This window comes from Ruegeria sp. AD6, assembly GCF_056542325.1.
This window is the reverse complement of sequence record NZ_JBQFZQ010000005.1, coordinates 108,879-129,023: the sequence shown is the minus strand read 5'-3', so window position 1 is coordinate 129,023 and position 20,145 is coordinate 108,879. Positions and strand designations below refer to the sequence as shown.

The window sequence follows — 20,145 nt, the reverse complement described above, 5'->3', positions numbered from 1 at the left end:
CGATTACTGGATTTTGCGTAGCGTAAATTGCCCGTCGCCAAGCTGCTCCAGCGTATATTCTTGTTCTTGGGGGGTATTATTAACAGGATTTTCCATTTTTGCGAGTGCTAAGCGCAGATTGTCGCGAATTGCGTCACTTTCGCCATTGTCCAGCGCAAAGGCCCGTTGAAAGACCTGAGCGGCCTCGGGATATTCCTGCAATTCCATCAGCAGAACACCCAGATTGTTCCAGGCGATGGGCCAGTCCGTATCATCCTCGACCGCCTGCCGTAGCAGGGGCTCCGCCTGACCCAATCGACGCAGCCCAACATTGGCGGTTCCCATCGAGGTCAGGACCTCCGGGGTCATCCCCTGATCCAATGCGGCGCGGGTAAAGCTCTCCAACGCAAGTTCGTATTCACCCGCTGCCATCAACCGGTTGCCAACGGTGATGTGGTCGACCGACTTGCCTTTGGGATCGACGCCCGGCGCATCCAGCCCATTGGACAGACCGCCTTCAGTGCAAGAAGCCACCGTGGCGATAACCACAGTGGCTTGAAGCAATCGGCGTAGCCGGGACAGGACACACCTGAGTTTTGTTTTCATAAGCGATCCATCAGCGACCGAAGCTCGAAATCACGTTTGCCGAGGGGCCGACCAGAATGATCAACAGCGGCGGCACCGTCAGCATCATTGTGACCAGAGTCATTTTCGTAGGCAACTTGTTTGCGGCTTCTTCTGCCCGCATGACCCGTTTGTCACGCATTTCACCGGCATAAACCCGCAGAGCTTCGGCAATCGATGTACCAAATGTTGCCGATTGGATCATCACGGTCACAAATGAACTGACATCCTGCACACCGCAACGGGTTCCAAAGTCCCGCAGAACGGTGTCCTTGTCCTTACCGGCCTTCATCTCATAGGCGACGACCTCAAATTCCTGAGCGATGTCGGGGTAGGAGGATTTCATTTCACTTGCGACGCGCACGATGGCCTGATCAAGGGACTGCCCTGCTTCGACACAGACCAGCATAAGGTCGAGTGTATCAGGAAACCCGGACGTGATTGCCTCTTGCCGTTCGGCGACCCGGCGCGTGATCCAGTATTTCGGGATCATGTATCCCACGCCGCCCGGCAACAGCACCCGGATGACCATTTGCTGAGTGGTGAATTCCTGGTCACCGGAAAACACGGTTATCAACAGAACGCCCAGAACAATACCAATGATCCCTAGGGCGAACTGCGCAAAGTGGAAAAACCGAACCGCGTCCTTGGACTGATAACCTGCTTGTCTCAGTTTCAGCTGGACGGCCGAGTATTCTTCCTGGTCCTTCGGCTCAAGGAAAGTTGCGAATTTCTCAAGCTGCTCATTCTGGCTGCCGTGCCGCAGCTTGTCTTTCTTGTCCTTCTTGGTTGCCTTTGGTGCCGCATTGGCGCGCTGAAGCTTTTTGAGCGGATCCTCGGGCTGGCTCATCATCAGCGAGACAGCAACACCGATCAGGACAAGGCCAAGAATTCCAACCACGATCAGAGGGCCAAACTCTCCCAAGTTCTCCGTAAGCAAATCATTGATTTTTGTCAGAAACTTCATGGGATCGCCCTCAGACCTTGATGTTTGTGATGATCTTCATGACGATCAGGTTCAGCGTCAACATGATACCAACGATGAAACAGGCCGGGATGAACCACTGGTGGTCCAGAACCTCGTCGTAGTATCCGGGATCTTTTACCAAAACGAAAACCAGACAGAAGATTGGGAAGCCGGACAGGAATTTACCGGACCATTGTGCTTCGGCCGTGATCGCCTTGACGCGGCGGAATAGGCGGAACCGGGCGCGAATGACTTGGGCCAGGCCTGCCAAAATCTCAGCAAGGTTGCCACCGGATTGCTGTTGGATACCCACGGCAACCGCTAGGAACCGCAAGTCCTGCATATCCAGACGTTCGGCCATATCCTTCAGCGCTTCGCCCACGTCGCGACCATAGGCGCATTCATCCGCGATGACACCAAATTCGGTGCCTAGCGGGTCCTGCACTTCGTTCGCAACCACCTGAATAGTCGACACAAACGGGTTACCAACCCGCAGCGAGCGTACCATCAGTTCAACAGCGTCAGGCAATTGCTCTTCGATCATTCCCATGCGCTTTTTGGCCTTGTGGTTGACCCAGGCGTAGACGCCACCAACGCCAATCGCGATCGAGATGGCGACGCGCAGAACCATCTCAGTGGCGGTTCCGATGCTCAGCCCCATGAATGCCACAACTGACACAAGGCACATGATCATGATCAGTTGGCGGGGCGAGAACGCGATGGCCGCCTTCTGCGCCTTGTCTGCCAGCAATGAATACAGAGGGATGCTCTGCGATTTCATATGCTGTTGCATTTCCTTGCGCAGCTGTTCCAGCACCTGCTCGCGCCCGGCGCCTTTTTCCAGCATGTCGAGGCGACGGTTGACGCGGCTGTTCAGGCTGATCGACTTGCCGAAGGCGACAAGATAGATGCCTTCGACCAAGGCGAGAACCCCCACAAAGATGGCGACATAGATGATCGCCTCCATAGGCACTTGCATGTAAGTTTCTCCTACATTGTGGTTGGGTCGTAGATCGACGCCGGTAGATCAAAGCCCCAAAGACGGAAGCGTTCGGAATAGTGGCTGCGCACACCCGTGGCGGTGAAATGCCCGATGATTTTGTTGTCGGGTGTCAGACCAACACGTTGAAACCTAAAGATTTCCTGCATCGAGATCACGTCGCCTTCCATCCCCGTGATTTCGGTGATCGAAGTCATGCGGCGCGAGCCGTCCTGAAGACGGCTGGCTTGCACGATCAGGTTCACAGCGGATGAGATCTGGCTGCGTACGGCCTTGATCGGCATTTCAATCCCGGCCATCGCGATCATGTTTTCCAGACGCGATATACCATCGCGGGCCGAGTTGGCGTGGATCGTGGTCATTGATCCGTCGTGACCGGTGTTCATGGCCTGCAGCATGTCGATCACCTCGGCGCCACGCGTCTCGCCCACGATGATGCGGTCGGGGCGCATACGTAGGGCGTTTTTCAGACAGTCGCGCGGGCTGACCTCACCCTTGCCTTCGACGTTGGGCGGGCGGCTTTCCATGCGGCCCACATGGGTCTGTTGTAGTTGGAGTTCCGCCGTATCCTCGATGGTCAGGATGCGTTCGGCATCGTCAATAAAACTGGACAGGGCGTTCAGGGTGGTTGTTTTACCGGAACCCGTACCGCCCGATACGATGATGTTCAGACGGGTCGATACGGCAGCCTGTAGATAGGCGGCCATTTCTTCCGTAAACGCGCCGAAATTGACCAGATCGTCAATGCCCAGCTTGTCTTTCTTGAACTTACGAATGGAAACCAGCGAGCCATCGACGGCAATCGGCGGCACCATCGCATTGAAACGCGAGCCATCGGCCAGACGGGCGTCAACATAAGGGTTTGATTCATCAACACGACGGCCCACGGCGGACACGATCTTGTCGATGATCCGCATCAGGTGCTTTTCGTCCTTGAACGTGATGTCGCTGAGTTCCAGCTTACCGGCGCGTTCCACAAAGATCTGCTGCGGACCATTGACCAGAATATCGTTGACCGTGTCGTCCTGCAGCAGCGTTTCCAGCGGGCCGAGGCCGGTGACTTCGTCGTAGAGCTCTTTGTTCAGCTGGGTCCGGTCGTCGCGGTTCAGAACAATGTTCTTGGCTTCCAGCACTTCGCTGGCGATTGCGCTGATTTCCGCGCGCAGTTCCGCTTCACCCGCGTTCTCCAACGCTGCGAGGTTCAGATTTTCCAGAAGCTCGCGATGCAGTTCGATCTTAATCTCGCCCAGACGCTCTTTGCGTTTGCGGTCGCGGTCCGAACCCATCGCCTCGGCCGATTTCTTTTGCAGTGGCTTGCGGGCCACGGCGTTTGGGGTAGGGGCCGCTGCCGGTGCAGCCGCTTCAGGCGCTTTCGACGGCGCTTGTACTGGCTGCGCTTCGGGCTGTTTCTTGTATCTTGAAAACACGGCTTATCCCCCCTTGGGATGGTTTTACGCGGCCTCGGCGCTGCTGCTGCCCAGGCTGTGAAGTGATTTCGCAAGTTTTGCGAATTCGCGGCGCAATGGGTTCTTTGCCGCAGAACTTGCCAAGGGCAGACCGTGATCGCCGCTTTGCATCACGGGTTTACCGCCATCCGGCAGTTGCAGATCGATCGAAATCCCAAGGCTTTCGCCCATGCGTTTGACCCGGCCTTTTCCATTCAGGTCGGTGAATTTGGGTGCACGGTTCAGGGCAAAGCGCAGCTTGTTGAAGGGCAGCTCTTCGGCCTGCAAAGCGCGTTTCAGGCGCAGCGCGTTCTGGGCCGACCGCATGTCCAGCTCGATCATGGCAAAATAGACATGCGCCGCCTGCAAAACGGTTTCAGACCAAAGAACCAGCGTCTTGGGCATGTCCACGATCACATAGTCAAAATGCTTGCGCGCCATGTCGATGACGCGCTGAATGTCTTCCGGCGTGATCAGGTCCAGCGGTACCATATCGGAGGGCGCTGTCAGCACCTGAAGCTTTTCTTCATAACTTTGAAGTGCTTGCGAGAAAACCTCATCATCCATATTGGCCGTATCCGACAGCATTTCGAACACGGTTTCGCGGCGCGGCAGATCCAGATATGTGGAAACGGTGCCGTACTGAAGATCCAGATCGATCAGGCAAACAGTCGGTGCGTCCTTGTCGGAAACACAGGCAAGCTCCCACGCAAGGTTCACCGCCATTGTGGTCGATCCGACACCACCGGCCAGACCATGCACAACGAATAGGGCACCTTCCTTGGCATCTCCGCCCGCCAGCGGCACCGCAGCCGCTTGCGCAACGGCAACCGGGTCAGGTTGGTTCATCCGCTCGATGGCTTCCTGCAATTCGCCTTCGGGCAGAGGGTAGGGGACAAACTCGTCCGCGCCCTTGCGCAGCAATTGGTGAAGAGCAGCAGGTGTGACGTCCTCGGCGATCAGGACCACTTTGATTTTTTTGTCTTTTGCCTGGGTGATGATCTCGCCCATCAAAGACAGGTTGTCCTCATCCTCGCCATCTATGGCCAGCGCAACAAACTGCAGTGATTCGGCTTCGGGCTGGCTGAAAAAGGCCAGCGCTTCGGCAAAGCCCAGATCACCCCATCGTTCGCCCAGCGCGGCTTCCATGTCTTCGATGAGCAAGTCGAAGTTCTGGACATCCCGGCTGATCGTGCAAGCCAAGATACCGGTGTTGTCATCTTGCGGCGTCGCGCTGGTCATAAACAATATCCTCGTTGAGAGAGGCCAGCTTCTCTTGCGGACGGATATCGTGCCGGTTGATTTGCTGTCGCCCCTATGCGGTCAATTCAGGCCGCAGGTCACCCAATTGTTGACAATGTCGCTGTGAAGTTGGGCGAGAATTTGGCGCAAAAGAACCAATTGTAGGGAAATGGGCGACGATGTCGCCCATTTCTGTCGTATTATCCACCATCTCCGGAAACATTGGAGGTATCTTCAATGTAACTGGGTCGCGTCGCGCTTTCGACGTATTCGCGATAGATGACTTCTGCGTATTTTCCGTCCAGCGTCTGCGGGCCACCGTCCACAAAGCCTGACACTTCGGTCACTGTACGGCGATTGCGGCGGTCTCGATTCGAAGTAGCAACCAGGGGCTGGGTTTTACCGAAGGATACGACGGCTTCCAATCTGGAGCGGGAAATACCCTGTTGAACCAGGAAATTCACCGCTGCCTGCGCCCGGCGCAAACCCAGGCTCTGATTGTAGCTGTTCGAACCGACGGCATCAGTGTGCCCATAGACCCGGAACCGCGCCTCGGGGAATTGTTTGATCCAGTCTGCTTGCTGCAACAAAATGCTTTGGGCGGATGCATCCAGTTGCGAGCTGTCGAAGGCAAAGTTGATCTGGCTGGGCACATCGGCTGCAAAGCGACGGCTCAGGATCTGAGCATAAGACAGTTCACCATTCAAAACCTGAACGTTGTTAAGCGTCGCGTTGCCAAAGGCCCCTTGGTCGGCTTCGTAACCGGCCTCACGTGTACAGGCCGAGACGGCGACCGTGAGACCCAGTGTGATGATCCACTTGTTCATTGGTCTATCCTCCTCATCAATCCAGGACGTAGCCGTATGAGCTGCCGAAATCCTGTTTGGCGACTTCAGAAGCGGCACCTACACCTGCGCGGGTCGTGCGTGCTGTCTTACCGTTAATAAACAGGTCGAACTCACTGGGTGGCTTGACACGGTCGGTTGGCAGAGCAAGCGCCTCGCCGCGTATCGGTGATACCAGATGTGCGGTGACGATGATAACGAGTTCGCTCTGATCCCGCTGGAAATCGGCGCTGCGGAACAGGGCGCCAAGGACGGGAACATCGCCCAGCCAGGGAACTTGGCTGGCTTGATCGACAAAGTTGTCCTGAAGAAGCCCGGCGATGGCAAAGCTCTCACCGTCGCGCAGTTCCACGGTGGTCTTTGCTTGACGCACGATAAAGCTGGGAACGTTGTCCCCGTTGATCGTGAAGCTTGAGCTGGTGTCGATGCTCGATACCGACGTGCCCATTTCAAGATTAATCAGATCGCCGTCCACAACCCGTGGCGTGAACAGCATTTCGACACCGAAGGGTTTGAATTCGATGGCCACGACACCATCGTCCTGAGGAACCGGGATTGGAACCTCGCCGCCCGCAAGGAAGGACGCTTCCTGACCGGACAGAGCTGACAGATTCGGCTCAGCAAGGTTGCGGACAAGGCCCTTGGTTTCCAAGGCTTGCAACAGCAGATTGACCTGCGCCGACCCGACCCCGAAGCCAAACAGCAGCACACCGTTTTCAACAGTGACAGGCGGCACGAGGTTTTGCGGGTTGAAACCACCAACAAAGTCATCGGTTGCAATGGAAAGCGTTGAAGAGAGCTCTTTCGCGACAGAGCGGTTCATTTCCGCAAACCGCACTTTCAACATGACCTGCTGGACGCCGCCAACAGACATCAGGTTCGAAACGCGCTCAGGCGCATAACGTTCCGCCAGTTCCAGTGCGCGGGCCAGTTTGGCTGCGCTTGAAACCGTACCGGACAGAACGATGCCGTCATTCGCTGTGCGAACCTCAATCGGTTCGGCGGGCAGGATCTGGCGCAAACGCTCTTTGAACTCGGTCACATCCGGGGCAACCCGGACCCGAACGTTGGCCAACAGCATACCGGCGCCGTCAAACAGCGTCAGTGTCGTCAGACCGGGTGCTTTACCCAAAACATAAATGGTACGATCGGAAAGCGACGAAATATCAGCAATGCCCGCGTTGGCAATGCTGAGTTCTGCAAAAGGTTGCTCGCTTTCAACGACGATCGCGCGGTTCATTGGAACTTCCAGTGTTTCCACTGTGCCCTTTTTGACCACGCGAAGGGTTTCAGCCCAGGCGGCATCGCCGACCGGGCCCACAACAAGCGTCAACCCCAGCAGGGTTGCGCTGATCCAGGAACGTATTGTCATGTGACCTGCCTCTCCGATCACGCCTCGTTTTTGGGTCTTATGCCCTATGGTTCAAAAGACTGCGCGAATTCCGAATTTATTGCAATAATCAATGGTTTCTGGAATTTTGTTTATGTGGACAATAGGCAACAATAACAAAAAAATGAGCCGCGCGAATGGCGCGGCTCTTAACCTGTAACGCTCTGAATTGACGTCAGTTTGTACAGGGGATCTGGGTTTCGAACGTATCGCCGCCACGGCGGATGCGCGTGGTGCAAATCTGTTCCTTGGCGACTTCCGGTGCAGGCGCTGTCTCTTCGATACCCAAGAGCTTTCGCTGGTCGACTTCGATCGCAGTTGCAACCGATTCATCGCTAACCCCTACAAGGGCAAGAGAAAGCCGGCCCGTGTTTTGTGCCTGAGCCAACGCAGCGACCTGTTCCGGTGTGGCTGCGACGGTGACAGTTCGTGCAATCGTTGTCCCTGTCACATCTGAACCTGTGCTTTGGTCCACGGCAACAAGCTGAATGCTCGTCTGAATCAAGCGCGTGATCCCGCCGGTGTTCCCTTCGGTCGTACCGCTGGAGCCGGTCCAGTAAATGTCCACGTTGTCGCCAGGGCGCAGAAAACCCGAAACGCCGGATGCCACATCAACGCTGATGGCAAAAGCGCGCATTCCTTTTTCAAGACGAGACGTCAGCCCGGCCTTCTCACCAGGTTCGGTGACCTTAACGGCCAGAATGGCCTCGTCTTTTTCCATTGTTCTCAGAATAAAGCGCTCTTGCGGGCCGGTCTCCGGGAACAGGGCGGCAATTTCAGTGAACGTGCCTTCCGGGATCGCGTTTTCGGGCCAGTCGACGGCACGCACATCTTCCTGTGTCAGGCGCTCACCATATTTCAGAGGTCGATTCGAAACGTATACCGTCACCGTTGGAACAACTTCGACCTGAGCATTCGCCAGCGCTTCGGCCGCAGCCTGCTTCTGGCGGGCGAGTTCATTCTGGTACTCGGCAATATAGTTGCGCGCCATATAAACCGCGCCCCCGGCCAAAGCCACCCCGACAATCAGAACAAGTCCGAATACCGCTCGCATGTATGCACCTCATAATTTCGTCGGTCAAAAAGTTAGCGACAGTAGCGCGACTTTTGAACAGCATTATTCCTAAACGGCAATTGTGTCGAAATGTGGGACAAAATTGCCAGTAAGCGTGGATTCTTACTATTCGTCTACAGGATTGCAGCCGAACCTAGGAGGAAGAGAGGGCGCAACTTCGTTTGGCGGGGTACGCGAAAAACGACCGTCAAAGCCACGCTAACAACGGTCGTATCAACACGTTCATTTTTTGGGAAGTTGCGTCTGGCCTTAGCCGTCGCCACCCACTGTTCCGCCACCTGAAGACGATCCTCCGCTGGAACTGCTGCCCGAAGAAGACCCTCCGCTGGAGCTACCACCAGATGATCCAGCCCCTGAGCTTCCGCCAGCGGTACCGGCAACGGTGATACCGCCGGCATTGTCGTTGTCACCAGTGCTAATGGTTGCGCTTGTTAGGGCTGTGTTCACATTCCCGCCGAAGTCGTCCGTCGCAGTGGAGATAGCAAAAAACAATGCCGAGCCCAGCCCAATGATCATGGCGGTCAACACAACCCAATCAACGGTGATGGCACCTTCTTCTTCTCTCGAAAATCGGTTAACGAATCTGAGCATGTTTCCTCTCCGCCCTCTCAGTTCCCGAGAGCCCAATAGCCCTATTTCCGGGTGCAAGTTTCCTGGGTTCATTTTAGCGTGATGTCAGTGGCGGAAATGCGGCCAAAGATTGAATTTCACGCCTTAGTCCGAGGATTGCCGGATTTCTCACTTTGAGCCGTCAGAAAAAGAGACCCTTGCGTGCAAAGCCCAGCGTGCATCTTATTGATGTTTGTGCACCAACAAAAAAACCGCGCCAAACTGGCGCGGTTTGTTTTTTTGCGAAGCGCTGGCTTAGTTGCTGCCAGCCGTGGTGATGCCGCCTTCTGCGCCGGTGTTGTCGCCGGTCGAGATGGTCGCTGCGTTCAGAGCGGTGTTCACGTCAGTCGCCAGGCCGGTCGCGCCGCCTTCGATCTGGTTGTATGCAACGGCTGCCAGGCCGATGACTGCTGCGGTCAGAACAACCCAGTCAACTGTTACTGCGCCGTCTTCGTCTTTGCGGAAGTTCTTGAAGAACTTGATCATGTTACGTCCCTCCTAAAGGATCAAAATAAGTCTGTTAAACCTTGGCGTGTTTCAGAGCTTTCTCTCTCAGTCCGCTCCAGTCCGTCTCGGTATGCATCTATGTTTGCCCGTTGCGCGTGGCAGGAATTGGGCCAAACGCATATTTTTTTTCGTCAACCTTAACTTTTTAGATACGATTTGCGTAAAGCATTGAAATACAAGAGATAAAAATACAAACAATCGATGTGATACAGGGGTGGGCGGTGCAAAATTGCGCCAAATGAGGCGAAATTGCCCCAATTCGCTTTGTTTTTCTGGCCTTGCGGGACGTTTTGAGGTTCAAATCACCTAAAAAGAGAACATGAGGCAGGCAAATGAATCTCCGGGACGCACTTACATGCGCCGGTGCACTGGTGTTTCTGGCATCTGGTGCTGCGCCCGCGGTCGCGACCGAGCCCGAACCCCGTGGCGTATACAAAAGGATCAAGGCACCACAGCCCGGCGAGCGTCGGCGCGTGACCGTGCAGATTTCACCTGAAGAACACGCAGCACGGCCCTCTGCGCCCAGCACCGGCACCGAGCTTGTGGTGCCAGAAATCATCAAACGCGCCAAGGTTCCGCCCGCCACCGCGCCTGACGCAGGCGTCAAAAGCAATCCCAAAGGGTCCTATAAGGCGTTCTGGGATCGCGTATCGCCCGAGATGGCGCAGGCTGGGGCAGGGCGTCTGGATGATGCGATCAACGCGCTGGCCGCGACCAGCGTCAGGTCCCCCCGTTTGCAGACATTGCAGAACATCGCGCAAGAGCAGGGGATCGAGATTCTGCGCTCGACCGTCGGGACCAATGTTTCGCCTGCTTTGGTTCTAGCCGTGATCGCCGTCGAATCCGCCGGGCGCGCCGATGCCGTAAGCTCCGCAGGTGCGCAGGGATTGATGCAGTTGATGCCCGCAACGGCGGCTCGGTTCGGCGTCAGCGACAGCTTCGAGCCCGGACAGAACATTTCCGGGGGGGTGAAATACCTGAACTGGCTGATGGAAGAGTTCGGGAACGACCCGATTCTTGTTCTGGCTGGCTATAATGCGGGCGAGGGCGCAGTGCGCAAACACAGCGGAGTGCCGCCCTATGCGGAAACGCGGGACTATGTGCCCAAAGTTCTGGCGGCGTTTCAGATCGCGCGGGCTTTGTGCACCACACCGCCCGATCTGATCTCGGACGGGTGCGTGTTTCAAACCAGCAGATAGAAAAGCCCGCCTTGGATGGCGGGCTTTCTTTTTGGTCAGGTTCAGTTGACCAATTGCGCTTCGGTTGCGGCGCGGATCTCGTCTTCGGTCACGCCCTCGGCCAATTCGATGATCTTCAGACCGCCCTCGACCACATCCAGAACGCCCAGATTGGTGATGATGCGGTCCACCACTTTCTTGCCGGTCAGCGGCAGGGTGCATTTTTTCAGCAGCTTGGATTTGCCGTGTTTGTTGGTGTGATCCATCACAACGATCACACGGCCCACACCGGCCACCAGATCCATTGCGCCGCCCATACCCTTGACCAGAACGCCGGGGATCATCCAGTTGGCCAGATCGCCCTCTTCATCGACCTCCATCGCGCCCAGTACCGCTGCGGCAATCTTGCCGCCCCGGATCATCGCAAAGGACGTGGCGCTGTCGAAATACGAGGTACGGGACAATTCGGTGATCGTCTGCTTGCCTGCGTTGATCAGGTCGGGATCCTCTTCCCCCTCAACGGGGAAAGGGCCCATGCCCAGCATACCGTTCTCGGATTGCAGGGTGATGTCCTTGTCGCCCACATAGTTCGCCACCAGCGTCGGAATGCCGATGCCGAGGTTCACATACATGCCGTCTTCAAGCTCTTGCGCCGCGCGGGCGGCCATCTGATTGCGGTCCCAGGGCATTATGCGTCCTCCTTCTTGCGGGTGGTGCGCTGTTCGATGCGCTTTTCATGATCGCCCTGAATGATGCGGTGCACGTAGATGCCGGGCAGGTGGATCTGGTCAGGGTCCAACGAGCCGCGCGGCACGATCTCTTCCACCTCGGCCACGCAGATCTTGCCGCAGGTCGCAGCAGGGACGTTGAAGTTACGAGCGGTCTTGCGGAAAATCAGGTTGCCCGTGTCATCCGCTTTCCACGCCTTCACAATGGCCAGATCGGCAAAAATGCCTTCTTCCATGATGTAGGTTTCGCCGTTGAAGTCTTTGTGCTCTTTGCCGTCGGCAATCACGGTGCCGACGCCGGTCTTGGTGTAGAACCCGGGGATGCCCGCGCCGCCAGCCCGCATCCGTTCAGCCAAAGTGCCTTGCGGGTTGAACTCCAACTCCAACTCGCCGCTCAGATATTGACGCATGAATTCCGCGTTCTCACCGACATACGAGCTGATCATCTTTTTGACCTGCTTGGTCTGCAGCAGAATACCGATGCCGAAATCGTCGACGCCCGCGTTGTTGGACGCGAAAGTCAGGTTTTGCACGCCGGATTGTTTGATCGCATCCAGCAGCAGTTCGGGAATACCGCACAGGCCGAACCCGCCAGCCGCAATCAGCATGCCGTCCGACAGCACTCCGTCGAGTGCCTCAGAGGCATTGGCATAGATTTTCTTCATGGAAAACTCCCCCAATGACATGGTGATGCCGCAGGTTGTGCCGCCACGTCATTGGGAAGTCAATGAAACCAAAGCGCGTAGGTATTTCTACCCGGTCGGCAAAGCATCTGCGCTGTATTGTTCCGCAAAGGCGGCAGAGGGCGGGATCGGGGTGATCACGTCAATCAATACCCCGTTGGGGTCAGCAGCGATAAAGTGCCGTTGACCGAAATCTTCATCGCAGAGCGGTTTCAGAATTCGCAGACCAGCGTGGGTCAGTCGCTCGTATTCAGCTGCTGCGTCGGCCACTTCAAAGTTCAGGATCAGCCCGGCGGCACAACCACGCCCAGCGGCTGGAATAGTGTCATGATGGGCATCCAGAATCGCCAGATTGACGCTGGGGTCCGTGTCGGATTGCAGGTGAACGTACCAGTCGGCGGCAAAGGCAGGGCTGAACCCAAAGTGAGTTTGATAGAATTCGGCAGTGCCTTGCACATCGTTTGTTTGGATGACGGGGTAATATTGTGTGGTCTTCATGTTGCGCTCCTTCAAATTTACGTACAATCTGTATGTATGTTGAAATAAACATACAGGCTGTATGTATGCAAGAAAAAACTACGACACCCATACCGAATGCAGATCGTCGCGCAGCGATGCGTGCCCGTCTGATTTCATACGCCCGCGCGTTGTTTGTTGAAAAAGGGTATGCGGACACGTCGACACCCGAGATCGTGCGCGCCGCAAATGTCACGCGTGGCGCGCTGTACCATCACTTTACGGACAAGCAGGACCTCTTCCGCGCTGTTGTCAGGGCCGAGGCTGAAGCCTTGGCGCAAGCGATCGACAAAAGCGCACAGTCCGCGGGCGAGGCGCCGATGACTGCAGGCAGCATGGCGTTCTTTCAGGCCATGCGTGTATCCGGGCGGGCTCGTTTGTTACTGATTGACGGCCCCGCCGTGCTGGGACACGAGGAAATGGCAGCCATCGATGCAGGCGGCGGCCGCCGCAGTCTGCACGAGGGGCTTGCAGCGGCGTTGCCGCAAGTTGAATCCGCTGAACTTGAGGCGCTGTCCGACGTCTTGTCGGCCGCTTACGACCGCGCAGCATTGGCCATTGCCCAAGGACAACCGCAAAAGCCTTATGTTCAGGTCATGACCCGACTGATCGAGGCCGCAACGCGCAGTTAAGAGCTTTTGGCCGTTGTCTTCTTGGTCGTCTTCTTCGCTGCGGCTTTCTTCTTTGGGGCCGCCTTTTTCTTGGTGCCCTTCTTCGCCGCCCGCTCGTTGACCAGTTCGATGGCCATCTCTTGCGTTACGTCTTCGGGCTTGATGTCCTTGGGAATGGTGGCGTTCACCTTCTCCCACTTCACATAGGGCCCATAACGTCCGTCCAGGACCTGCATCGCGCCACCATCGGGGTGCTCGCCCAGTTCCTTCAAGGGTTTGGCGGCTGCACGGCGACCGCGCCCCGGATTGGCGCGTTTTTCGGCCAGCAGCTCAACGGCGCGGTTCATGCCGATCTCGAACACATCGTTGGGGTCTTTGAGATTGGCGTAAACCGGTTTGGCCTCGTCGGCCAGCTGATGCATCAGGTAAGGCCCAAACCGCCCAAAGTTCGAGGTGATCATACCGCCCTCGGGGTGTTCGCCGATCTGGCGGGGCAGGGACAGCAGGGTCAGCGCCTTTTCCAGATCCAAGTCATCCTTGCTCCACCCGCGGGGCAGCGAGGCGCGCGGAGGTTTCTTGTTCTCGGGCGTTGGTTCGCCGCGCTGAACATATGGGCCGAACCGTCCGGATTTCAGCCAGATCTCGTCCCCCGCATCTTCGCCCAGCAGACGTTCCTCGCCCTCGGCCCCTTCACCTGCGATGGGACGGGTGTAGTTGCATTCAGGGTAGTTGCCGCAACCGACAAAGCCGCCGGTGCGTGAGGTTTTCAGGTGCAACTGGCCCACGCCGCATTTCGGGCAGACACGCGGATCGGACCCGTCCTCGCGCGGCGGATACAACTGAGGCGCAAGCGCTTCGTCCAACCTGTCCAACACTTCCGAAATGCGCAGTTCCGACGTCTCACCAATCGCAGCCGAGAAGTCGCGCCAGAACTTGCCGAGAAGGTCCTTATAGTCGCGGTCACCGGCGCTGACATCATCCAGTTCTTCTTCCAGATTGGCGGTGAATTCGTAGCCCACATACTGACGGAAGAAATTCAGCAGAAAGATCGTGACGATCCGGCCCTTTTCCTCGGGGATCAGCCGGTTCTTGTCCTTGCGCACATATTCGCGGTCCTGAATCGTTGTCACGATTGAGGCGTATGTCGAGGGGCGACCGATCCCCAATTCCTCCATCCGCTTGACCAGCGTGGCCTCGGTATAGCGCGGGGGCGGTTGAGTGTGATGTTGCAGCGCCAGCACGGCTTCGTTGTCGGACAGAATGGCGGCTTTATCTTCGGCTTTGGCAAACTGATCACGCAGCGACACCTTGGCGAACCGCGCCGGATCGCCCTGCATGATCTGCGGCAGGCGCTTTTCGTCATCGTCGGCCACATCGTCGCGGCCTTCTTCGTAGACGCGCATGAATCCGTCGAACAGCACCACCTGACCGGTGGCGCGCAGGCCGACCTGACCGTCATCGCTGCCGATCTCGACGGTTGTGCGTTCCAGCCGTGCAGCGGCCATCTGACAGGCAATGGTGCGTTTCCAGATCAGATCGTAAAGTTTGCGTTGATCTTCATCCGTGACTTTCAGTGCCTTGGCGTCGCGCGACATATCTGTCGGGCGGATACATTCGTGGGCTTCCTGCGCGTTCTTGGCCTTGTTCTTATACATGCGCGGGCTGTCTGGCACATATTCGGAACCATAACGATCCGCGATTGTCTCACGCGTGGCGGCTACAGCCTCGGGCGCCATGTCGATGCCGTCGGTCCGCATATAGGTGATATATCCGGCCTCATACAACCGCTGCGCCACCTGCATCGCGTGACGTGCGCCCATGCCGAACTTGCGGCTGGCCTCCTGCTGCAGGGTTGAGGTCATGAAGGGCGCGCTGGGGTTGCGGGCCGCAGGCTTGGCCTCGACCGAGGTAACGCTCAGCGCACGGCTGGTGATCGCCTGAACCGCCAGTTCCGCCTGCGTGGCATTGGCCAGATCGTGCTTATCCAGTTTCTTCCCGGCCAGAGTGACCAGACGCGCCTCATAGGTCTGGCCGCGCGGTGTTTCGAACAGCGCGCGCACGGACCAGTATTCAACCGGTTTGAACGCCTCGATCTCCATCTCGCGCTCGACGATCAGGCGCAGGCAGACCGATTGCACCCGGCCTGCCGACCGGGCACCCGGCAGTTTGCGCCATAGAACCGGAGAGAGGTTGAAGCCCACCAGATAGTCCAGCGCGCGACGGGCCAGATACGCCTCGACCAGCGGCATGTCGACCTGACGCGGGTTCTGCATCGCCTCGGTCACTGCCTCTTTGGTGATGGCGTTGAAGGTGACGCGGCTGACCGGTGTGTCCTTTTTGATCGAGCGGCGCTTGGTCAGCGCCTCTTGCAGGTGCCAGCTGATCGCCTCGCCCTCGCGATCGGGGTCGGTGGCGAGGATCAGCGCGTTGTCTTCCTTCAGCGCGTCGGCGATGGCTTTGACATGCTTACGGCTGTCATTTCCAACCTCCCATTTCATCGAAAATTCATGGTCGGGATCGACAGATCCGTCCTTGGGCGGCAGGTCGCGAACATGACCGTATGAGGCCAGAACCGTGTAGTCGGGGCCAAGATACTTGTTGATCGTTTTTGCTTTGGCCGGAGATTCTACAACAACTACGGGCATTTAAGAGGAATCCTCGCTCGACGGGCTTTGCGCTTTGTATGGCCGTGCAAAATGTGTGCGGCAAGATCGAATTGTCAATGCGTTCCTTTGGTCACCGGCGGGGGCGCGTCGATTTGGTGCGTCTTCCGGTGGGCTAACGGCCCGTTTTGTCGCCACTTTGGCGTCAACCGGCCAAGGACAGAAGACCGCCGGGTTGGCGTTGAATCCGCCCATCCAGTTCCAGATCGACCAGAATGGGGCCGATTTCCCCTGCGGTCGCGGCGATGTCTCGGATCAACTGGTCCTCGGCAATGGGTGAGGGCCCCAGCCGCATCAGAATTTCGTTATGCAGCGCGGCAGGGTTGGATGCTGGCTTTGGGTCGGGTGCAACCGGGGAGAGCGGTTCCCTGAACATCTCGGCGTGTTCAGGTGGCAAGGCGTCAATCACATCCTCCGCCGAGCGCACTAAAGTTGCCCCGTCGCGGATCAGCAGATTGCACCCCGCGGCGCGTGCATCAAACGGATGTCCGGGCACGGCCAGAACCTCGCGCCCCTGATCCAAAGCGTCGCGGGCCGTGATCAGGCTGCCGGATTTGGCTGCGGCTTCAACCACCACAACCGCTTGCGCCAGACCTGAAATGATCCGGTTGCGGCGCGGAAAATGCCGCGCCTGCGGGGTCACGCCGATGGGTTGTTCGGACAGGCGCAGGCCGGTTTCGGCAATGTCCCGTGCAAGATCCGTATTCTCAGCCGGGTAGATCACATCCACACCACCGGCCATAACCGCAATCGTCCCGGTATCGACCGAGGCCAAATGTGCGGACGTATCGATCCCTCGGGCCAGCCCCGAGACGATGACGAACCCTTTCTCGCCAAGCTCTTTCGCCAGCCCGCGCGCCATGCGGGCCCCCAGGGACGAGCAATTGCGCGCGCCGACCATTGCAATCGACCGCCGTTTCAGGACGGACGTATCCCCAATCGCCCACAGCATCGGCGGGGCGTCGGACAAATCGTTCAAGGCATCTGGGAAATCGGCGGACCCAAGGCACAAAAGCCGCGCTTTGGCGGCTTTTGCGGCCTTGAGCTCCGCCTCAATCACGCCGGGGGGGCAAATTTCATACCCTTCAATTCCGGCAGCGCGTGCCATTTCCGGCAGCGCGGCCAGCGCATTCTGCGCCGAGCCATGTTCGCGCAGAAGCCGACGAAACGTCGCCGGACCAACCTTGCGCGAGCGCAACAGACGGAGCCAGGAAAACCTGTCCTCTTCCGTGGTGGGTGGGAGTGGGGGGTGATTGGAAGAAAGCTGCTCTTCGGTCATCCGATGCTCCGCCTGATTGCAGAACTGGTTTACGATTGCGCGGGTTAACAGCCTGTGAATCTTGGAAAATTATACGCAATCTCTTTCGAGAAATGGCAAGAACATTCGCTAAACTGTTGAAATTTAACAAAACAAAATCTGCAGTGAATTTTTTGTCAATCGGTGGAACGCGTTGACACGAAGCCAAAAGAAAGGCGCAGGTTAACCCTGCGCCTTCCGAATAACTGGTTCGTCCGACTCAGGCGGCCGAGCCACCGACCGTCAAACCATCCATCAAAACCGTGGGCTGACCGACCCCAACGGGAACCCATTGGCCATCCTTGCCGCAGGTGCCCATCCCCGGATCCAGTGCCATGTCATTGCCCAGCCCACGAATCCGCTTGAGCGCCGACGGCCCGTCCCCGATCAGCGTGGCCCCTTTGACCGGCGCGCCGATCTTGCCGTTTTCGACCCGATACGCCTCGGTGCAGGAGAACACGAACTTGCCGTTGGTGATATCCACCTGACCGCCCCCGAAGCCAACGGCCCAGATACCGTCCTTGATATCGGCCACCAGCGCGGCCGGATCAGCCTCACCGCCCAGCATGATGGTGTTGGTCATGCGCGGCATGGGTTTGTGCGCATAGCTTTGCCGCCGCCCATTGCCGGTGGGCGAAACGCCCATCAGGCGCGCGTTCTGGCGGTCCTGCATATAGCCGGTCAGCACACCGTCTTCGATCAACACGGTCCGCGAACTGGGCGTGCCTTCATCATCCACACTGATCGAGCCGCGACGGTCAGAGATCGTGCCGTCATCGACCACCGTGACGCCCTTCGAGGCGATCTGCTGGCCCATCAACCCGGCAAAGGCAGAACTACCCTTGCGGTTGAAGTCGCCTTCAAGCCCATGACCGATGGCTTCGTGCAGCAGGATGCCGGGCCAGCCGGGGCCAAGCGCCACTTCCATCACGCCAGCCGGGGCAGGGACCGCATCCAGATTGACCAGAGCGATTCGCAACGCTTCGCGCGCCTTGTCCTGCCAATCGGTCGGATCCAGCAGTCCGCTTAGGCCAATGCGCCCACCACCGCCGGCCGAGCCGCTTTCACGACGGCCATTCTGTTCGACAATCACCGAGACATTGACCCGTGTCATCGGGCGCACATCGCGCACCAGCACACCATCGGGGCGCAGAATCTCGACCTCTTGCACCTCGGCGCTGATCGAGGCGCTGACCTGCACGACGCGGGAATCAAGGTCGCGGGCGAAGGCGTCAATCTCGCGCAAGGTTTCGATTTTCACCGGAAAGGCGGCGGATTCGATGGGGTCCTCGTCCGTGTAAAGCCGCGTATTGGTGGCGCGCGGGGCATCAGCCAGAGTGCCGCCACCGTCGCCAACGGCCAGTCGCGCCGTCTCGGACGCGCGCTTTAGTGCCGGGATCGAAACCTCGGTCGAATGGGCATATCCGGCAACCTCACCTTGTACCGCACGCAGGCCGAACCCCTCGGACGCATCGTAGGATGCGGTGCGCAAACGCCCGTCATCAAAGACCAGAGCCTCGGATTTTCGCCGCTCGACAAACAGCTCTCCGTCCTCGGCCCCGGCTGTCGCGGACTGCAGTATAGACAGCGCTTCGTCATGCGGCAGAGCGTTTTCAAAGGGGCGAAACGGGGCTTGAGCCATGGGTTGGGACCTTTCGGGTTTGATCCAGATCAAAAATAGCGTCTGTTTGACGCAAGCATTTTGCTTTATCTACCAGCAGGAATATGGTTTTTAACGCGGCCAAAGACAACGGGAGAGGTGCGACCGATTCACACCTTTTCGCCAGGGACGCAAAGATCAAACGATCAGGACAGAACATGAAGAATGCTTTGATGCTTTCGGGCTTTATGACAGCCCTCTCCAGCCTTCCCGCCATGGCTCAGGAGCTTGAGATTATTGGCAAGCCGGTCGATGGCGGCCTTGGGTTCCAGCCTGCGGCCACCAGCCTTGCCGAAGGCATCCACAAGTTGGATACGATGATTCTGGTGATCATCACCTTGATCTGCGTGTTTGTGGCTGCACTGCTGGTTTACTGCATCGTGCGCTACAACCAGCGTGTAAATCCAACCCCGGCGCGGTTCTCGCACTACACCCCGGTCGAGATTGCGTGGACCTTGGGCCCGATCCTGATTCTGGTCTTTATCGGTGCCTTCTCGCTGCCGGTGCTGTTCAAGCAGCAAGAGATTCCCGAAGGCGACATCACCATCAAGGTGGTCGGGAACCAGTGGTACTGGACCTATGAATATGTCGATCACGATTTCGCGTTTGACAGCTATCTGCTGGGTCATCCGGCCACGCTGGACGAAGGTGCGCGGCCTGCGGATGCAGACGTCACTCCGTTCGTGCTGGACGATGCGATGCGCGCCAAGCTGGCCGACTCGGGCTATAGCGATGATGAGTGGCTGCTGGCCACCGACACTGCCGTGGTTGTTCCGGTTGGCAAAGTTATCGTGATGCAAGTCACCGCCTCGGACGTGATCCATTCGTGGACCATCCCGTCCTTCGGCGTGAAGCAGGACGGCGTGCCCGGACGTCTGGCCGAGCTGTGGTTCGAGGCTGACAAGGAAGGCATCTATTTCGGTCAGTGCTCGGAACTGTGCGGCAAGGACCACGCTTATATGCCGATCACTGTGAAGGTCGTCAGCGAAGCGGCCTATGAACAGTGGCTGCAAGGCGCGATCGACGAATATGCGGGCCTGCCGCAAAGCTATCAGGTTGCTTCGAACTAAGCACTGTGCGGGCAGGGCGACCTGTCTGCAATAAACAGCCAGCTGCGCGGTGGATC

19 protein-coding genes are annotated in these 20,145 nt (G+C 57.7%); 3 read left to right on the top strand and 16 right to left on the bottom strand.

Features of this window, described 5'->3' with window-relative positions:
- Window positions 1-3: 3 nt before the first annotated feature.
- The 10 genes from ACR0KJ_RS12320 to ACR0KJ_RS12275 form a co-directional block, all read right to left on the bottom strand.
- Window positions 4-585 (bottom strand): tetratricopeptide repeat protein, encoded by a 582-nt coding sequence (locus ACR0KJ_RS12320; RefSeq protein ID WP_170454267.1) that lies wholly within the window; start codon window positions 583-585, stop codon window positions 4-6.
- Window positions 586-595: 10 nt separating this feature from the next.
- Complete coding sequence (locus ACR0KJ_RS12315) at window positions 596-1,570, bottom strand: type II secretion system F family protein (protein ID WP_480626813.1); 975 nt, start codon at window positions 1,568-1,570, stop codon at window positions 596-598.
- A gap of 10 nt (window positions 1,571-1,580) precedes the next feature.
- Window positions 1,581-2,549 (bottom strand): type II secretion system F family protein, encoded by a 969-nt coding sequence (locus ACR0KJ_RS12310; RefSeq protein WP_170454263.1) that lies wholly within the window; start codon window positions 2,547-2,549, stop codon window positions 1,581-1,583.
- Between the two features lie 11 nt (window positions 2,550-2,560).
- The gene (locus ACR0KJ_RS12305) at window positions 2,561-3,997 is read right to left on the bottom strand and encodes a TadA family conjugal transfer-associated ATPase (protein WP_170454261.1); all 1,437 of its coding nucleotides are present in this window, start codon (window positions 3,995-3,997) and stop codon (window positions 2,561-2,563) included.
- A gap of 24 nt (window positions 3,998-4,021) precedes the next feature.
- Window positions 4,022-5,257, bottom strand: coding sequence for an AAA family ATPase (locus tag ACR0KJ_RS12300; protein ID WP_170454259.1), 1,236 nt, complete (start codon window positions 5,255-5,257; stop codon window positions 4,022-4,024).
- Window positions 5,258-5,457: 200 nt separating this feature from the next.
- The gene (locus ACR0KJ_RS12295; RefSeq protein WP_170454257.1) at window positions 5,458-6,084 is read right to left on the bottom strand and encodes an OmpA family protein; all 627 of its coding nucleotides are present in this window, start codon (window positions 6,082-6,084) and stop codon (window positions 5,458-5,460) included.
- A gap of 16 nt (window positions 6,085-6,100) precedes the next feature.
- Window positions 6,101-7,474, bottom strand: coding sequence for a type II and III secretion system protein family protein (locus ACR0KJ_RS12290; protein ID WP_170454255.1), 1,374 nt, complete (start codon window positions 7,472-7,474; stop codon window positions 6,101-6,103).
- Window positions 7,475-7,667: 193 nt separating this feature from the next.
- A complete protein-coding gene (gene cpaB, locus ACR0KJ_RS12285; protein ID WP_170454253.1) occupies window positions 7,668-8,546 on the bottom strand; it encodes a Flp pilus assembly protein CpaB in 879 nt (292 codons plus the stop codon).
- Between the two features lie 270 nt (window positions 8,547-8,816).
- The gene (locus ACR0KJ_RS12280; RefSeq protein WP_170632696.1) at window positions 8,817-9,158 is read right to left on the bottom strand and encodes a hypothetical protein; all 342 of its coding nucleotides are present in this window, start codon (window positions 9,156-9,158) and stop codon (window positions 8,817-8,819) included.
- Between the two features lie 273 nt (window positions 9,159-9,431).
- A complete protein-coding gene (locus ACR0KJ_RS12275; RefSeq protein WP_170632898.1) occupies window positions 9,432-9,662 on the bottom strand; it encodes a hypothetical protein in 231 nt (76 codons plus the stop codon).
- A gap of 353 nt (window positions 9,663-10,015) precedes the next feature.
- On the opposite strand from ACR0KJ_RS12275, the gene ACR0KJ_RS12270 reads away from it, so the two are divergent.
- Window positions 10,016-10,882, top strand: coding sequence for a lytic transglycosylase domain-containing protein (locus ACR0KJ_RS12270; RefSeq protein ID WP_480626812.1), 867 nt, complete (start codon window positions 10,016-10,018; stop codon window positions 10,880-10,882).
- A 41-nt stretch (window positions 10,883-10,923) separates the two neighbouring features.
- Here ACR0KJ_RS12270 and ACR0KJ_RS12265 read toward each other — a convergent pair whose 3' ends face one another.
- The 3 genes from ACR0KJ_RS12265 to ACR0KJ_RS12255 all read right to left on the bottom strand — a co-directional run bounded on the left by ACR0KJ_RS12265 (window position 10,924) and on the right by ACR0KJ_RS12255 (window position 12,770).
- Window positions 10,924-11,550 carry a CoA transferase subunit B gene (locus ACR0KJ_RS12265; protein WP_170454248.1) on the bottom strand — a complete coding sequence of 209 codons (627 nt, stop codon included), beginning with the start codon at window positions 11,548-11,550 and terminating at the stop codon, window positions 10,924-10,926.
- A complete protein-coding gene (locus ACR0KJ_RS12260) occupies window positions 11,550-12,254 on the bottom strand; it encodes a CoA transferase subunit A (RefSeq protein ID WP_170454246.1) in 705 nt (234 codons plus the stop codon). Before ACR0KJ_RS12260 ends, ACR0KJ_RS12265 begins: the two co-directional genes overlap by 1 nt.
- An 87-nt stretch (window positions 12,255-12,341) precedes the next feature.
- Window positions 12,342-12,770: a VOC family protein gene (locus tag ACR0KJ_RS12255; RefSeq protein WP_170454244.1), complete on the bottom strand. Its 429-nt coding sequence runs from the start codon at window positions 12,768-12,770 to the stop codon at window positions 12,342-12,344.
- A 65-nt stretch (window positions 12,771-12,835) separates the two neighbouring features.
- Between ACR0KJ_RS12255 and ACR0KJ_RS12250 the strand changes: the two genes are divergently transcribed.
- A complete protein-coding gene (locus ACR0KJ_RS12250) occupies window positions 12,836-13,420 on the top strand; it encodes a TetR/AcrR family transcriptional regulator (protein WP_480626811.1) in 585 nt (194 codons plus the stop codon).
- Here the strand turns inward: ACR0KJ_RS12250 and topA are convergent.
- From topA to tldD, 3 genes are all read right to left on the bottom strand, one after another.
- Entirely contained in the window at window positions 13,417-16,044 is a 2,628-nt protein-coding gene (gene topA, locus ACR0KJ_RS12245; RefSeq protein WP_480626810.1) for a type I DNA topoisomerase, read from the bottom strand. The genes ACR0KJ_RS12250 and topA overlap by 4 nt on opposite strands.
- A 163-nt stretch (window positions 16,045-16,207) precedes the next feature.
- Complete coding sequence (gene dprA, locus ACR0KJ_RS12240) at window positions 16,208-17,341, bottom strand: DNA-processing protein DprA (protein ID WP_170520587.1); 1,134 nt, start codon at window positions 17,339-17,341, stop codon at window positions 16,208-16,210.
- Between the two features lie 238 nt (window positions 17,342-17,579).
- Window positions 17,580-19,001, bottom strand: a complete 1,422-nt coding sequence (gene tldD / locus ACR0KJ_RS12235; protein ID WP_480626809.1) for a metalloprotease TldD — start codon at window positions 18,999-19,001, stop codon at window positions 17,580-17,582.
- Window positions 19,002-19,177: 176 nt separating this feature from the next.
- On the opposite strand from tldD, the gene coxB reads away from it, so the two are divergent.
- Window positions 19,178-20,089: a cytochrome c oxidase subunit II gene (gene coxB / locus ACR0KJ_RS12230; RefSeq protein ID WP_170454235.1), complete on the top strand. Its 912-nt coding sequence runs from the start codon at window positions 19,178-19,180 to the stop codon at window positions 20,087-20,089.
- The last annotated feature ends 56 nt before the right edge of the window (window positions 20,090-20,145 follow it).

Excerpts from the sequence above, each read along its gene's own strand:
- ACR0KJ_RS12320 (WP_170454267.1), bottom strand. The coding sequence starts at position 585 with ATGAAAACAAAACTCAGGTGTGTCCTGTCCCGGCTACGCCGATTGCTT.
- ACR0KJ_RS12315 (WP_480626813.1), bottom strand. The coding sequence starts at position 1,570 with ATGAAGTTTCTGACAAAAATCAATGATTTGCTTACGGAGAACTTGGGA.
- ACR0KJ_RS12310 (WP_170454263.1), bottom strand. The coding sequence starts at position 2,549 with ATGCAAGTGCCTATGGAGGCGATCATCTATGTCGCCATCTTTGTGGGG.
- ACR0KJ_RS12300 (WP_170454259.1), bottom strand. The coding sequence starts at position 5,257 with ATGACCAGCGCGACGCCGCAAGATGACAACACCGGTATCTTGGCTTGC.
- ACR0KJ_RS12295 (WP_170454257.1), bottom strand. The coding sequence starts at position 6,084 with ATGAACAAGTGGATCATCACACTGGGTCTCACGGTCGCCGTCTCGGCC.
- ACR0KJ_RS12290 (WP_170454255.1), bottom strand. The coding sequence starts at position 7,474 with ATGACAATACGTTCCTGGATCAGCGCAACCCTGCTGGGGTTGACGCTT.
- cpaB (WP_170454253.1), bottom strand. The coding sequence starts at position 8,546 with ATGCGAGCGGTATTCGGACTTGTTCTGATTGTCGGGGTGGCTTTGGCC.
- ACR0KJ_RS12280 (WP_170632696.1), bottom strand. The coding sequence starts at position 9,158 with ATGCTCAGATTCGTTAACCGATTTTCGAGAGAAGAAGAAGGTGCCATC.
- ACR0KJ_RS12275 (WP_170632898.1), bottom strand. The coding sequence starts at position 9,662 with ATGATCAAGTTCTTCAAGAACTTCCGCAAAGACGAAGACGGCGCAGTA.
- ACR0KJ_RS12270 (WP_480626812.1), top strand. The coding sequence starts at position 10,016 with ATGAATCTCCGGGACGCACTTACATGCGCCGGTGCACTGGTGTTTCTG.
- ACR0KJ_RS12265 (WP_170454248.1), bottom strand. The coding sequence starts at position 11,550 with ATGCCCTGGGACCGCAATCAGATGGCCGCCCGCGCGGCGCAAGAGCTT.
- ACR0KJ_RS12260 (WP_170454246.1), bottom strand. The coding sequence starts at position 12,254 with ATGAAGAAAATCTATGCCAATGCCTCTGAGGCACTCGACGGAGTGCTG.
- ACR0KJ_RS12255 (WP_170454244.1), bottom strand. The coding sequence starts at position 12,770 with ATGAAGACCACACAATATTACCCCGTCATCCAAACAAACGATGTGCAA.
- ACR0KJ_RS12250 (WP_480626811.1), top strand. The coding sequence starts at position 12,836 with ATGCAAGAAAAAACTACGACACCCATACCGAATGCAGATCGTCGCGCA.
- topA (WP_480626810.1), bottom strand. The coding sequence starts at position 16,044 with ATGCCCGTAGTTGTTGTAGAATCTCCGGCCAAAGCAAAAACGATCAAC.
- dprA (WP_170520587.1), bottom strand. The coding sequence starts at position 17,341 with ATGACCGAAGAGCAGCTTTCTTCCAATCACCCCCCACTCCCACCCACC.
- tldD (WP_480626809.1), bottom strand. The coding sequence starts at position 19,001 with ATGGCTCAAGCCCCGTTTCGCCCCTTTGAAAACGCTCTGCCGCATGAC.
- coxB (WP_170454235.1), top strand. The coding sequence starts at position 19,178 with ATGAAGAATGCTTTGATGCTTTCGGGCTTTATGACAGCCCTCTCCAGC.